This is a genomic window from Paenibacillus sp. FSL P4-0113, assembly GCF_038009305.1.
Classification (GTDB): Bacteria; Bacillota; Bacilli; order Paenibacillales; family Paenibacillaceae; genus Paenibacillus; species Paenibacillus polymyxa_D.
This window is the reverse complement of the sequence record NZ_JBBPAZ010000001.1, coordinates 4,841,995-4,855,394: the sequence shown is the minus strand read 5'-3', so window position 1 is coordinate 4,855,394 and position 13,400 is coordinate 4,841,995. Positions and strand designations below refer to the sequence as shown.

The window sequence follows — 13,400 nt, the reverse complement described above, 5'->3', positions numbered from 1 at the left end:
CTGCTATAAGTTCCTGCTGGTTCCCTATGTTACCATATTTCGCAAATGGGGTGAAATCCAGCGGTGACTGTTTCACCATCAACGTACAGAGGTATGGAATAACGAGTCAGGTTTAGTTTATGAACGGAATGGGAGGAATAGTCAATGGCAGAGCAGAGATTGCAAGGAAAGATAGCAGTGGTCAGTGGGGGAGGTTCAGGAATCGGCAAGGCGACCGCGATCCGTTTTGCAGAACAAGGCGCCAAGGTGGTCATGCTGGATCGGACACCCAAGCATGCAGAGGAGACCCAAGCAATTATTGAGCAGGCTGGCGGTGAAGCACTTGTGCTGGAATGTGACATTTCCAAGCCAGATATGATACAGCAGGGGTTCGCTAAAGTCGTGGAAACGTACGGAAAGTTGGATATCGTGTTCGCCAACGCAGGCATTAACGGCACCATGGCCCCTATCGAGACACTGGAGCTAGAGGAATGGGACCGCACGATGAACATTAATCTTCGCGGCACCTTTGCTACTGTTAAATATGCCGTTCCTTACCTGAAAGAACGCGGCGGCAGCATTATCATTACCAGCTCCATCAACGGTAATCGAACCTTTTCGGGTATTGGATTCTCAGCCTACGCCTCCACCAAGGCAGCTCAGGTTGCGTTTATGAAAATGGCAGCGCTGGAGCTGGCACGTTACAAAATTCGGGTCAACGCGATATGCCCGGGAGCCATCGACACGCAAATTGACAATAACACATACCCTTCGGAAGACTTGAAGAAGGTACAAATTCCAGTCGAATTTCCGAAGGGCGGAGAGCATCCGCTAGAGGATGCCCCTGGTGAACCAGAGCAGGTTGCCAATCTGGTCCTGTTTCTCGCCTCAGACGAGTCATCTCATGTATCGGGTACGGAAATTTATGTAGACGGAGCAGAATCACTACTGCGTTAAGTATTAGAATGGAGAACGTTATCCCCAGGCGTACTATTGTTTAGGCATTCTTAGCATTCTTAGCAGCCTTATCCTTGGTCAGATACTTGTGGAGAAGGCTGCTTTCATATGGCTTTACAACGGCTTTGATGTCGACCTATCAGCACCATGCACAGCTCCTTTGCGAAAGCGGACATACAGCCTGCCTCCCGGGAGCACCTCGAACAACAGCATCAGAAGCGAAAAGAACAGCAGTGCAATGGCTTCTTCTGCCAGAATGTACAGAGGATATGGCCCCAAAACATCCAATATCGACGGTGTCGACGGCTTTCCGGCTAGAAACATGTAGTTAGCACCGAGAGCATCGTCTACGATCCACACTATCAGCGCCAAGCCATTCAGAAAAAGCATAGCTCCCCCCACACTCTTCCATGTCGGTTTGAGTCCTTCTATCCAGGTCATATACAAGGCTGCCAAAATAATAGCACTATGAGCTACGAAAAAATGGATAAAACGATAATGCGGAAAGGCATATGCCAAATTAGGCGTGAGTACTGCTTGGAGCGCCCCTCCAATTCCGGCAAAAAGGATGATCGGATATAACCAGCGGCTTCGAAAAATGAGCATCAGGATAGACAACAGCAGTGTCACACTACACAGTTCTAATGGCAATGAAGTCTGGACATCCCAAATATGCTGCATCACATACCAAATATTCAGAGTCACCTCTGACAGAATGAGGACTGTAATTAACAACCAGCGAATTCCCTCACTTACAGGCTTGTTCGACCGAATCCATCCCCTAGTCAGCCACAGCAGCAAAGCGCAAACAATGAGTCCCAATACAGCCAACCCATGTGACGGAGAAAAAGCCTCGAACCCTTCTGGCGCGTTGGCATCAAACCAAGGCCCTGACCACGACCTATCCATAGCTAGCCCCCTTTGATCTCTTTCTCGATCTCTTTCTCGCTTCATTGCATTCTATTTTATACCCAATAGCCAATTATGTTCTAGCCGCGTTTCTTGCTTGTTCAATACCTTACCTTTATGATAAAAGATATTATATTCAAAGGAGAACCCTCATGGCCATTAATCGCCGATTAATTACAGATCAGGATTTCAATGAGGCACTGGAACGTCATCTTCGTGTCCGAGTATTTCAGGATGACCAATTGATTGGCTCTGGCGGAATCATAATCCGTTTCGACGATCAAACCATCGTCGTGCAATCCAGCGTCAGTGATCTGGCTTACCACCCTAGAAAACAATGTGAGTTTTTTGAAATTAAAAAATAGCCGCTACACACCGGGAAACCATTTTGCTGCGTTTTCCGGTGTATAGCGGCTACATTTTGTTCGTATATATCATGCCTCACATGACGATTTCTGATTATAGTTGCATTCCACGTGTTTTCATCATGAGTTTATTCGTAAGCACTTTCAAATCCTCGGAAGAAGACGAAATTTCCTGCATAATTGCTGTCTCCTCATGAGCAGCTGTATAAATTTTGTGAGCCCCTTCAGAGAAGGCCCCAGACATTTGCTGAATACGATGGATCTGCTCAAAGGTTTGATCTACCCGATTCGTCTGCTCCGTCACGGCCTCTTCCATTAAACGGATGCTCTCGACAAATTCACGTACAATAGCGTTCAAATGGTTCAGCGTCTGATCCACAGAGCTTGTCCGTTCCGCCTCGGCACTGACCAATGACGTTTGCTGATGCATCAACTGCACTGTCTCTACGATTTGTGACTGCACACGGCTAACGATGGCATTTATTTGCTGCACAGACTCCGTACTTTGGGCGGCAAGTGCGCGAATTTGGTGAGCCACTACCGCAAACCCGTTCCCTTCTTCTCCCGCACGCGCCGCTTCTATAGAAGCATTCAACGCCAGCAAATGGGTTTGTTCAGCAATATCCTTCACGGTGCTTGTAATCGCTTCAATTTGGGAAGCTTCTTTTTCCAGTCGTGCAATTACCTGCTGCGAACGACCATGTGATGCTGTCAGCTCTCCCATTCCATCCATCAGGGATGAAAATACGGTCTGCGTCGAATCTACTGAATGCTCCATATGGCCTGACAGTTCCAGCATATGTCCCGATTTGCTACGCATCATTTTAAAATCGCCCAGCATTCGGTCTGCTGTTTTAATCGATTGGGCAGATGCTTGCTTTTGCTGCTCCACGCCATTCAAAATATCTTCTACCACCGAAGACATGGACTCAATTTGTGTGGTAGCCTGTACAATAGCCAAGCTCAGATTTTCCGCACTTTGCGAAGTGGTTCTGGTGCTGTACGAGATCTCATTGAACATATCTTTAATGTTCAGCATCATGTGCCGAAATGCATCATACAGAACTTTGATTTCATCCTCCGAGCGACGTTCAGGAATCACAACAGACAGGTTCCCCGCCGAAGCTTCCTCTGCCGCCTTCGCCAACCTAACAATGGGCCGCGTGAGTAATTTTGAGATCAACCAGCCCAAAATGCCACTCCACAGGACACCCAATAACAGAATGATCGAAGTGTACACCCATTCTTGTGTACCTTGAGCAAGCCAGTCCTTGAGTACAAAAATAAAAAAAGCGCTTGTTCCATAGGTTATTGCAGAAATTGAGACAAATGCAGTAACCATTTTCGTACCTAGTGACATCTTCATGTACTGTAGCCCACCCCAAAAAACTCAAATTTGATTCCATTTTACCATAAAATTGCTACATTTCTAGTAGAATTTTTCACAGACAGATATATTTATGAGCATAAAGATACAGAGTCTTAAGTCCCCTATCCTAATTACAAAAAACAATATGTTACCAGGTAGCAGCTTGCATCTTAAGATGGACAAATTGCGTTGCCACAAGCTTTACAGGCTATTCGTCACATCTTAAGCAAGCTGTTACTCGACAAAGCCATTTTCCATTATTAAAAATCATTGTCATTTTTCTGTTCAACGACTGCTTTCTTCATCGCTTCAATTGTGTCTATTTGGTGACTGTTTTTTTCCAGTACAGTAAACTCCCATAAACCGATGGTCAGCTTGTCTCCTTGCTGGATATCAAAACGCTCTGAAAGCATCCATCCACCAATCGTATATACGTCCCCGGCCTCAATATCCGTCTCCAAGCGCCGATTGACCTCATGAATGAGCGCCTGTGATTTGAGTATGTAGCGATGATCATCTGTTTTTGTAATGAGTGGAGTTAACGCTGCGGGGGTTTCGGTGTCGGTATAGGAAGGAATGTCTCCAACAATCTCCTCCATAATATCCTCCAGTGTGACAAGTCCAGATGTTCCACCATATTCGTCCACCAGCACCGCTACTGGAATGCGTCGTTTTTGCATCTGAATCAGCAGATCCCGAGCCTGAACCGTCTCGATAACCTGAAGCACCGGATGAATATAAGAAGCCATCGTCGTATTCCCTGTGCTGTGCCCACGTGCCAAATCATGCAGGGCTTCCTTAACGCGAATCATCCCGATAATACGATCCCGGTCGCCATGTTCAGCTACAGGTAGAAAATTATAAACTTTGTCCTCGATCAGCTCCATAAACTCGGCCACTGTTGCCTGGTGGGAGATGGAGCGGATGTGGATGCGCGGTACCATAATCTCCTGCGCTGCACGGTCGTCAAAATCAAATACATTGTTCAGATATCGATATTCTGTCGGTGTAATTTCACCACTACGAAAGCCTTCAGATAACGCCAAACGAAGCTCAGCTTCACTGAGTGCTGCATCTTCTTCAGATACTTTTTTGAGCCCAAAGAGACCTGTAATGACACGCGATGAACGACTAAGAACCCAATTCAGAGGATAGGTCATTTTATAAAATATCGTGATCGGACGGGCAAAAAACAATGCCATCGGTTCCGCAATCTGTATGGCGAATGTTTTCGGTACCAGCTCCCCAATGACCACCTCAAAATAGGTCAAGATCAGAAAAGCCAGCAAAAAGGAGAGCACTCCCGTCAGGCCTGCCGGAATATGAGCCAGCACAAACAGGGGGTGTAGCAGATGTTCAACAGTAGATTCCCCTAGCCAGCCTAGCGCCATTGAGGTTAATGTCGTTCCGAGCTGACAAGCAGATAAATACTCGTCCAGCCGAGACAGAATGTTTTTAACAGCTTTCGCATTTTTGTTACCTTCTGAGGCCAATTGATTGATGCGAGATACCCGCACACGAATAATGGAATACTCCGAGGCCACAAAAAAAGCAGTTAATGCGATAAGTAATATAACCAGAATGATATTTATCATTTCCATAGCCCTCTCTTGCTCCGTTCATGATGAAGCAAGAAGCACCCCCTTTGACATTCATTTTTGGATGGAACCATAACATAAGTAATGATGTCCATAATCGTGTATTACCCAAAAATGACAAGGAGTAGACTATGTATGACCCTGTTAGCGAATCGCCAGCGGACTCTTTTGCACGATATCTATCCATTGATCAGCTATCAACTGATGCCCAACCGCTGTCGGATGAACCCCGTCATGCAGCCAATAGGAGGCGTCCGCCTGGGTAGCGGCTTCGTTCAACATGCTCTGGAGCGGCACAAATACAGCACCAAATTCGTCCGCTAGCTGACGTACAATACGCTGATACCCCGTTATTTTTTCTTGCCAAATGTTCCATCGCGCTTCGGTAGCTCCTGTTTTCAAAATAAACGGCTCGCACAGCACGAGTCCCAGATCAGGCATCACTTCACGCGTTTCCTCCAGAAGGTGGCGATACGCTCGTTCAAATCGGTCCGTCACCCCGGACGGTTCCTGCTCGACGATCCGCCAGGCGTCGTTCACTCCGATTAGAATACTGAGCAGATCCGGCTTCAGGCTAAACATGTCCTCATTCCAGCGTGCATACAAATCTGAAACTCGATCCCCCGAAATTCCCCGGTTCACAAATTCTGGCTGTGTGGTCGTCAAACGGCTCCCCAATGCACCTGCGATCAGATACACATAACTCTGACCCAGCCAATGGTTCGCATCCTCATTTCGTCCCCTTCCTCCGTCTGTTATAGAATCTCCCTGAAATAGAATACGTGCGTGTTCTGTACTCGTCATCTTCCTAACTTCCTCCTTCATATTTTCCAATAATACCCTTATCATACCTCGCGTCATCTAAATTATAAAGCGGTTTCAAAATATAGAAGAATTATAGATTTGCCATATGGCCGGATTCACTAGCTTTAATTAGGGTAGGAATCCGGTGGCAAAGGCGATCAAGTCATTTCACACCGCTCGGTACTTACACACCTCACGAAAATTACAGCCTCCGCACGCTCTGCGTGAAGGCATCGGAGTGAAGAAAGACTCGGGCTTGGGGCGGTTATAGTAATCGTCATCGAGACAGGACTTCATTTCATCGATGTATCGACCGACATTACCAACCACTTTGTCGATATCCTCTTGCGCGGGACGATATACCTCATGCTCTCCTGTCATCAAATACTCCACACGTACCTCGATCTTCTCCAAAGGAAGCTGATAGTGCTCCTGCACGTAGGAAGCATACAAAAAAAGTTGGTCGGAAAAATCGCCTTCTTTGCCTGTTTTCCAATCCACGATGACCATGTCTCCATTGTCTCTACGGTAGAGCAAATCCATTTTGACATACACTTTCGTCTCATGAAGGAGCATCGTATCCCACTTTTCCACTTCTACAATTCGGGCCTTTCCCTGTTGCAGTTCACGCCAAACCGCAGTACGGTACAAATTGTGTATCACCGCGTGCTGTCGTTCCTTAATAAGGGCGATCCGTTCCGAAAGCACCTCGTCGTCGTAATAAACCTCCGCCAGCATGACGCGATTTTTCGGATCTTGTAGCCATAGCTCACGGTGTAGCGATTCCTTGTAGCTGTTATTCAACATGTTCTTCATCGCTGTCTCGAGGTATGCTGTGCGCGGGATAGCCCCTTTTTCCATCCATCCACGTATGACGGATTCACACATTTGATGCGTAATATTCCCGAATAAAATATATAAGTTGCTCAGTTGCTTGAGCCGATACAATGTAATTTGCTCTTCAGTGCCCTGTGCCGAATTCCAGCCATTATGCGAGCCGTAATAATGATAATAGTATTTGCGTAAGCATTCATCGAACGTTTGAGCCCTCGATTGCGAATAGGACCAGGACGGGTATATAGCCATGACAAGCCCTCCTTCATTAAAACTATCATCTCTTTATTATAACGCAAACCTGAGCTGTATCGGCGATAAAAAGGACGAAGACTTTAACCCATGGGTTAAAGTCTTCTACTGACTGACTAGCTTGTAAACTCGCAATGAGTCCGTTCAACATTGATCAAATCACTAACATTAACGGCACCGTCCTCACGGACGTTGACAACAAGTACCGGAGTTCCCAGCATGCCGCTAATCCACTCCTTATAATCATCCACATGATCATTCGGAAGAATCGTCAAGATGACACCAGCAAAGCCACCACCATGTACCCTACATGCGCTGTTATCTATTGACTTTAAATACATTTCGGTTAAAGCCAGTGCAACCGATACGTCTTGTTCCCGCGCAATCCCACTTCTATATACGTTTTGGAGCCATTTCCATGAGGAATTACCAGATTCGGTAACGAGCCTCAGGAAATCAGTAAAGCGCCCTTCCTCCAGTGATTTCACCTGTTCATCCACACGTCTATTTTCTTCAAAAAAATGCAATGCCCGCAGCACTGCACGGTCTCCTGCTTTTTCCCTGACCATCTTGAGGTTGGCATATAGATCCTCCGGCAATAAGTCACGGCAAACCGTTGCGCCTAAAGATTGTGCCACTGCACGCATTTCGTTGGGCACTGCCGCGTAATCGTCCGTTAAATCAGCATGATTTCCACCTGTATTTACAATAACAAGGGAATATCCGTTTTGTTCAAAATTCCAATGAACAGGATTTATGATCGGTTCCTTGGGATTTTCAAAGTCAATGGAAATCAAGCCGCCATACGCACAAGCCATCTGATCGAGCAGCCCCGACGGCTTGTTCCAATAGCCATTTTCTGCATACTGACCAATTTTGGATTTAGCAACAGCATCTAACGCTCCCTCGTTATAAAAATGATTTAATATCGTACATATCAACATTTCAAAAGAAGCGGAAGAGCTTAAACCTGAAGCAGAGAATACATTACTTGATATATAAGCTTGGAATCCCCCAATACGGTATCCGAATTCAAGTAGACCAGCGGCAATACCACGGACCAGCAGCATCGTACTGTCATCCTCCGGTTTTGGCGACAAGTCAGTTAAATCGATGACGTACTTCGTCTTGTAGCCTTCAGAAAAGAATGTAATTACAGATTCCTCCACTTTAGAAGCTACAGCGATGGTATCAAGTGTAATACTGCCTGCCAGCACCTTCCCGTGATTGTGGTCTGTATGATTTCCACCAATTTCGCAGCGCCCCGGAGCACTAAACAGTTCAATATCCCCTACACCAAAATGCTCCCGATACGCCTGTATAAGTGATTCATATCGAGTCGTTTGCTCAGAGATTTGCTGTTGACCGTACATTCGGGCAAGCACTATTTGTCCCTCTCTGGAATTCAATAGTTCCATATCTTTCATTGTATATCCCCCTAATTGTATGTGTTTTACTATGCTGGAATGATACTATCATTATCTCAATTCTCCCTGTATAAAAGTATGGCACTTTTAAAATTTGTAAGCGCTTATTTTAATCGCTTTACTGAGCATTTTATCAATATAACTAAAAAAGAACCAGCCCCTAATTGGGCCGGTTCCTTGAATTTCTTTTTAGTCGCGTTTCAGTACATATTCTCCATCACTGTTACGAGTTACTGTGGCGCCAAGCGCCTCGGCAACTGATTTGAAAGGAACATACAATGTGCCATATTCATCCGTATATGGAGCTTGTGGCAACGTCAATGTGCTTCCTTCCAATACAGCTTGTTTAGAGCCACTTTTCAGCTTAATCGTCTTACCTGTAATATCATCAATTACAGTAGTCTGTTTGGCAGCTGCATCCCATTTTAACTCGGAGTTCAGTTCGCTCGTCAGTTCACGCAATGGAATAAAGGCAGTACCACCACGATTCTCCAAGACGTAGTAATCGTCTTTAGGATCGAAAGTTGTTTCTACTTTTGTAATTTCCAAATCATTTTTTAAAATGTTGTAGATCGGAGAATTCGCTTCAAAATTGCGCAGCGTCGCTCCCGGAGTTAATTCAGCTTGTTTATTCAAGTCAATAACACCGTTAGAAATATCCACTTTATCAGCCGTCACACTACCATTGACGTTCCAAGATTGAGTTTCGGTCAGAATTGTGAAGGACTTCACCGGAAGACCATCCACATCTGGCAAAGCAACCGTCAGGTCTGTTGCCGCTTTGCGAACATTTCCTTTTTCATCAAAATACATGTCGCTTTTCAGAACCGTGTTAGCACTCAGGACCGTTTTGATTTCAGGGGACTGTGCATACATGGTGCTAACTCCTACATCATATTGATCAACAGCTATATCCAAATATTTTTTAACTTCGGTATAAGCCTCATTGACCATTTTTTCTTTGTTAGCACTCAGTTCCGCTGTTACTTTATCACTATCTTCAATATTCATGCCGGAAGCAATCGTCTTCGTCATATCAATGGCTTGCCCGATCAGCTCTTTCAAGCCTGCTTCGTCCTTGGCCAGATTCGCCAGGAACGGTTTTACCAATGTTACCAGCTCATCACCACGAAGTTCAGCATGCAGATGGGTCAGTTTCACTTTGTCTTTTTCACCGTATACTTCCTCGGTTACAGACGTTGCAGAAATGGTCGAAGGGTTAGGCGCATGCTTGAGCATAAGTGCAGCGGCTGTTTTCGTCAGTTCTCTCACGTCTTTGGAATATACATATGGATCAAATCCAGCAGGCAGACCGCTCAAACTCTCTTGCGAGTTCATAGATATGTAATAAGGTTTTTTGGCACCTTCCAGTTGAATAGCCAAACCTTGGCGGTCTAAAGCAAGTTCAAACGGTAAATTATACTTATCGATGTGCAATGTACCTTTGGCAGAAGCAAGTTCCTCCGATTGTACTTTGGCTTCATCCACAGTAACGGAAATCGAATTAATCAAATCTACGATTTCTTTATCTCCTTGCGTGATTCCTTCTTTGGGAGTCAACTTAAGAGAGATTTTCTCCGTTGTCTGCTGGGATTTCACATCAAGTGTTCCCAATAAATTTTTACTTACATCAAATCCGCCTACTGCCTGGCAACCTGTCAAAGCTACCATTAACAGAATAAGAGGGACGGCAATCCATTTTTTTATATTCATATTAATCCCCTTTCAAGATATTTCCGTAATCTCTTCTATTATCTCAGTGTTAACACGCATTGTAAATGAGTAGAATGGAAAATAGAACTAGTTATTTAGGATCAATTTTCAGCCTGGAGCATCCGGTAAGCCAGTAGTGCCATTTCCAGGCAACGACGTTTGTCAGGGTCTGCCAGATTTCCCTCTATGATTTCATTAATTTTATCCAGCCGATTATAAAGGGTCTGTCTGTGAATGTACAAAATTCCGGCGGTATCACGCTTGGAACCATGGGATTGAAAGTAGGCATCCAGTGTATCCAAAAGCTGCATATGGTGCTCACGATCATGCGCAATCAGTCCACCCAAATGATCCTCTACGAACTCTTGTAGAAAAGGAATGCGGGGCACCGCTTTCAATAACTGATAGATTCCGATGCTGTCGTAAAATAACCGATCCTTCATGACTGGGACGCTTCGTGCCACTTCAATGACCTCATATGCCTCTTCAAAACTGCGATCCGTCCCTGTCATGCGATGCCTTACCTTACCAAAGCCTGCATGAATGCGCACCTTATCAAGCTGTCCTGCGGCATAGTTCTGAATATATTGAACTGTATGGGCAAGCACTTTTTTCATTTGCGCTGCGGAACGCAGTGTTAATTCCTCCTTGGCACAAAGGATGTAGCATTGACTCCCCTTCATCATCAGCAGATTGTGCAACGTTTCTTTTTTCAACAATGAACGAAGTAGCACTAGCACATCCTGATTGATGGACTCCTTGCGTACCTGACTGGCATCTTTGTCCTGATGTTCCACCTCAATGACCCCTGCCCAAAATAAATACTGTCCCTTCGATAACAATCGCAGGCCCATTCGGGTCTGGGCCTGTTCTTCACTGGGAAGCTGCCCGCTCAGCACATCCTGAATCAATTCATTTTGATTACGCAGCAATCGGTCTTCAAGAAACTGTGTTCTCAGCACCAATGTAGCGGCTGCCTTGGCCGTGTAATCGAGCAGCAGCGACATTTCTTCTGTCGGCATTTCACCATGCAGCACCAAACCTACTGCGGAAAACACCTGACCGAAGCATACAACGGGCTGGAACAACACGGCAGTGGATTCATTCAGGTGAAACAGCAGATGCCCCTCCCGATCGGCGGTCATACTAGATTCCACTTCATGGGCATAAAAATCTGCAATACGGTCCGCTAGATCCGGCTGGACGGAAGGTACGAATCGATTGGTATCAATGGAAGACATGTAGATGACCTGCCGGGCTGCATAGTCATGGAGCACACGCAAGAGGGCGCTCATATCAGTACTGCGCAGGGTTTCCTGCTGAAGTTGACGTGAAAATCGTTCCAGATCTTTTAGGAGTTCATGATGTCGGTTAATAAGTAGGGAATGAATATCTTGTGTAATTTCAACAAAACGTACTGGCTGCTCAAATACGATGACCGGGAAGTGATGTCGTTCCGCCAACTCCAGAATTTCAGAAGGGATTTCATGAATGCTCGTGCCCAGCTCCACACACAATCCCGCAGCTTCCGAGCGGATCAGTTGCTCCATATACTCGGCGCGCTCTTCCCCCTTCCGGGTAAGCCACAGGCCGGTCGTCAAAATCAAGTCATGACGGCTCACAAACGGAGAGACATTTGTGATTTCTAGCACATGGACCCAACCCACACGGCGATGTACGCCCTGTTCCCCCGCCGCCAGCTTCGCCCGCCGGAAAACGGGACGTTCCAGCACATCCGCAATGGTAAATGTTTTTTTACCGTTCATCGGCATTCTCCTTATGTATATGTCTTTATGTCATTTTACATGACATATATTCATCAAAAAGTCGAGCCTTTAAGTCAGATAATCCGACAAAATGTATGATGTCAAGGAGCTTCACCCCTTGTAAACTGTACCTAATCTAACATGAATTGCATTTATCGGCTTGAGTCCATGTAACTAATCAGCAGGCTGCATAAAAATGATAGTGAAATTTTCTTAACCATTATTTTTAGGAGAGGTGAATGAAATGAAAATTGGGGTTCCGAAAGAGATTAAAAACAATGAGAATCGTGTCGCTCTAACGCCCGCAGGTGCAGCTCAAATGATCCAACACGGACATCATGTGTTTGTGGAAAGCCACGCAGGTGTTGAAAGCGGCTTTACGGATGGAGATTATGCCACTGCGGGTGCGACTCTTGTGCAGCAAGCTGCGGACGTGTGGTCCCAGGCGGATCTGATCATCAAGGTAAAAGAGCCGCTCTCCTCTGAATACGGATATTTCCGACCAGGATTGACTTTATTCACCTATCTGCATTTGGCCGCCGAGCCAGCACTGGCCCGCGCTTTAACAGACAACGGTGTAGCCGCTATTTCCTATGAGACACTAGATGTTGAGGGCAGCCTCCCGCTGCTTACTCCGATGAGTGAGGTTGCCGGTCGAATGGCTGTACAAATTGGAGCACAACTGCTGGAAAAACCAAAGGGTGGCAAAGGCATCCTGCTGGCAGGTGTGCCGGGGGTCAAACGCGGTAAAGTGACCATTATTGGCGGAGGGGTGGTCGGTACCAATGCTGCCAAGGTCGCCATCGGTCTCGGGGCAGATGTGACACTAATCGACCTAAGCCTGCCAAGACTGCGCCAACTGGATGATATTTTTGGCAATCAGCTCCATACGCTAGTGTCCACCCCGTCCAACATTGCTGAAGCCGTGGCGCAAAGTGATTTGCTGATCGGCGCTGTCCTAATCACTGGTGCCAAAGCTCCGCGGCTCGTAACGGAAGCCATGGTACAGACGATGCAGCCCGGTTCTGTGATTGTGGATGTCGCCATCGACCAAGGCGGCATTGTCGAGACGATTGACCACATTACGACACACGACCAGCCTACCTATGTGAAGCATGGCGTCATTCACTATGCGGTAGCAAACATGCCGGGCGCGGTACCGCAAACCTCGACGCTGGCCCTGACGAACGCGACACTCCCCTTTGCTCTCCAGCTCGCAGATTTGGGTGTGCAGGAGGCGCTTCGCAGAAGCAAACCACTGCTTAGTGGCACCAATGTCCTGAATGGACATATTACCTACGAAGCGGTCGCACGTGATCTGGGATATCCCTATGTTCCCGTGGAACAGGCATGGCAGGCGAAAGCCTTACAATAGAAACAGCTCAAAGAACCACACGCTCTTCCCAGCAGGGACCGAAGCGTGTGGT

At 46.3% G+C, this 13,400-nt stretch carries 11 protein-coding genes; 3 read left to right on the top strand and 8 right to left on the bottom strand.

Annotated elements, in window-relative coordinates; translation table 11 throughout:
- Positions 1 to 144 precede the first annotated feature (144 nt).
- Positions 145 to 936 (top strand): SDR family oxidoreductase, encoded by a 792-nt coding sequence (locus MKX46_RS21105; RefSeq protein ID WP_165144479.1) that lies wholly within the window; start codon positions 145 to 147, stop codon positions 934 to 936.
- A 114-nt stretch (positions 937 to 1,050) separates the two neighbouring features.
- Here the strand turns inward: MKX46_RS21105 and MKX46_RS21100 are convergent, their stop codons facing one another.
- Positions 1,051 to 1,845, bottom strand: a complete 795-nt coding sequence (locus MKX46_RS21100) for a YwaF family protein (protein WP_029516104.1) — start codon at positions 1,843 to 1,845, stop codon at positions 1,051 to 1,053.
- A 152-nt stretch (positions 1,846 to 1,997) separates the two neighbouring features.
- Between MKX46_RS21100 and MKX46_RS21095 the strand changes: the two genes are divergently transcribed.
- Positions 1,998 to 2,210, top strand: a complete 213-nt coding sequence (locus MKX46_RS21095) for a hypothetical protein (RefSeq protein WP_013309048.1) — start codon at positions 1,998 to 2,000, stop codon at positions 2,208 to 2,210.
- Positions 2,211 to 2,304: 94 nt separating this feature from the next.
- Here the strand turns inward: MKX46_RS21095 and MKX46_RS21090 are convergent, their stop codons facing one another.
- The 7 genes from MKX46_RS21090 to MKX46_RS21060 all read right to left on the bottom strand — a co-directional run bounded on the left by MKX46_RS21090 (position 2,305) and on the right by MKX46_RS21060 (position 11,973).
- On the bottom strand, positions 2,305 to 3,576 hold the full coding sequence (locus MKX46_RS21090) for a methyl-accepting chemotaxis protein (RefSeq protein ID WP_029516103.1): 1,272 nt from the start codon (positions 3,574 to 3,576) through the stop codon (positions 2,305 to 2,307).
- 263 nt (positions 3,577 to 3,839) lie between these two features.
- Positions 3,840 to 5,180, bottom strand: coding sequence for a hemolysin family protein (locus MKX46_RS21085; RefSeq protein ID WP_341071753.1), 1,341 nt, complete (start codon positions 5,178 to 5,180; stop codon positions 3,840 to 3,842).
- 141 nt (positions 5,181 to 5,321) lie between these two features.
- Complete coding sequence (locus MKX46_RS21080; RefSeq protein ID WP_318627026.1) at positions 5,322 to 5,981, bottom strand: SGNH/GDSL hydrolase family protein; 660 nt, start codon at positions 5,979 to 5,981, stop codon at positions 5,322 to 5,324.
- A 168-nt stretch (positions 5,982 to 6,149) separates the two neighbouring features.
- Positions 6,150 to 7,067 (bottom strand): PD-(D/E)XK nuclease family protein, encoded by a 918-nt coding sequence (locus MKX46_RS21075; protein ID WP_341071752.1) that lies wholly within the window; start codon positions 7,065 to 7,067, stop codon positions 6,150 to 6,152.
- A 116-nt stretch (positions 7,068 to 7,183) separates the two neighbouring features.
- On the bottom strand, positions 7,184 to 8,494 hold the full coding sequence (locus MKX46_RS21070) for a galactokinase (RefSeq protein ID WP_341071751.1): 1,311 nt from the start codon (positions 8,492 to 8,494) through the stop codon (positions 7,184 to 7,186).
- Between the two features lie 189 nt (positions 8,495 to 8,683).
- Positions 8,684 to 10,207 (bottom strand): copper amine oxidase N-terminal domain-containing protein, encoded by a 1,524-nt coding sequence (locus MKX46_RS21065; RefSeq protein ID WP_341071750.1) that lies wholly within the window; start codon positions 10,205 to 10,207, stop codon positions 8,684 to 8,686.
- 101 nt (positions 10,208 to 10,308) lie between these two features.
- Entirely contained in the window at positions 10,309 to 11,973 is a 1,665-nt protein-coding gene (locus MKX46_RS21060) for a PucR family transcriptional regulator (RefSeq protein ID WP_340884569.1), read from the bottom strand.
- A gap of 244 nt (positions 11,974 to 12,217) precedes the next feature.
- Between MKX46_RS21060 and ald the strand changes: the two genes are divergently transcribed.
- Positions 12,218 to 13,348 carry an alanine dehydrogenase gene (gene ald, locus MKX46_RS21055; RefSeq protein WP_340954532.1) on the top strand — a complete coding sequence of 377 codons (1,131 nt, stop codon included), beginning with the start codon at positions 12,218 to 12,220 and terminating at the stop codon, positions 13,346 to 13,348.
- Positions 13,349 to 13,400 lie beyond the last annotated feature (52 nt).

Bases quoted from the DNA above. Each gene is read 5' to 3' on its own strand.
- MKX46_RS21105 (WP_165144479.1), top strand. From the start codon at position 145: ATGGCAGAGCAGAGATTGCAAGGAAAGATAGCAGTGGTCAGTGGGGGA.
- MKX46_RS21100 (WP_029516104.1), bottom strand. From the start codon at position 1,845: ATGGATAGGTCGTGGTCAGGGCCTTGGTTTGATGCCAACGCGCCAGAA.
- MKX46_RS21095 (WP_013309048.1), top strand. From the start codon at position 1,998: ATGGCCATTAATCGCCGATTAATTACAGATCAGGATTTCAATGAGGCA.
- MKX46_RS21090 (WP_029516103.1), bottom strand. From the start codon at position 3,576: ATGAAGATGTCACTAGGTACGAAAATGGTTACTGCATTTGTCTCAATT.
- MKX46_RS21085 (WP_341071753.1), bottom strand. From the start codon at position 5,180: ATGGAAATGATAAATATCATTCTGGTTATATTACTTATCGCATTAACT.
- MKX46_RS21080 (WP_318627026.1), bottom strand. From the start codon at position 5,981: ATGACGAGTACAGAACACGCACGTATTCTATTTCAGGGAGATTCTATA.
- MKX46_RS21075 (WP_341071752.1), bottom strand. From the start codon at position 7,067: ATGGCTATATACCCGTCCTGGTCCTATTCGCAATCGAGGGCTCAAACG.
- MKX46_RS21070 (WP_341071751.1), bottom strand. From the start codon at position 8,494: ATGAAAGATATGGAACTATTGAATTCCAGAGAGGGACAAATAGTGCTT.
- MKX46_RS21065 (WP_341071750.1), bottom strand. From the start codon at position 10,207: ATGAATATAAAAAAATGGATTGCCGTCCCTCTTATTCTGTTAATGGTA.
- MKX46_RS21060 (WP_340884569.1), bottom strand. From the start codon at position 11,973: ATGAACGGTAAAAAAACATTTACCATTGCGGATGTGCTGGAACGTCCC.
- ald (WP_340954532.1), top strand. From the start codon at position 12,218: ATGAAAATTGGGGTTCCGAAAGAGATTAAAAACAATGAGAATCGTGTC.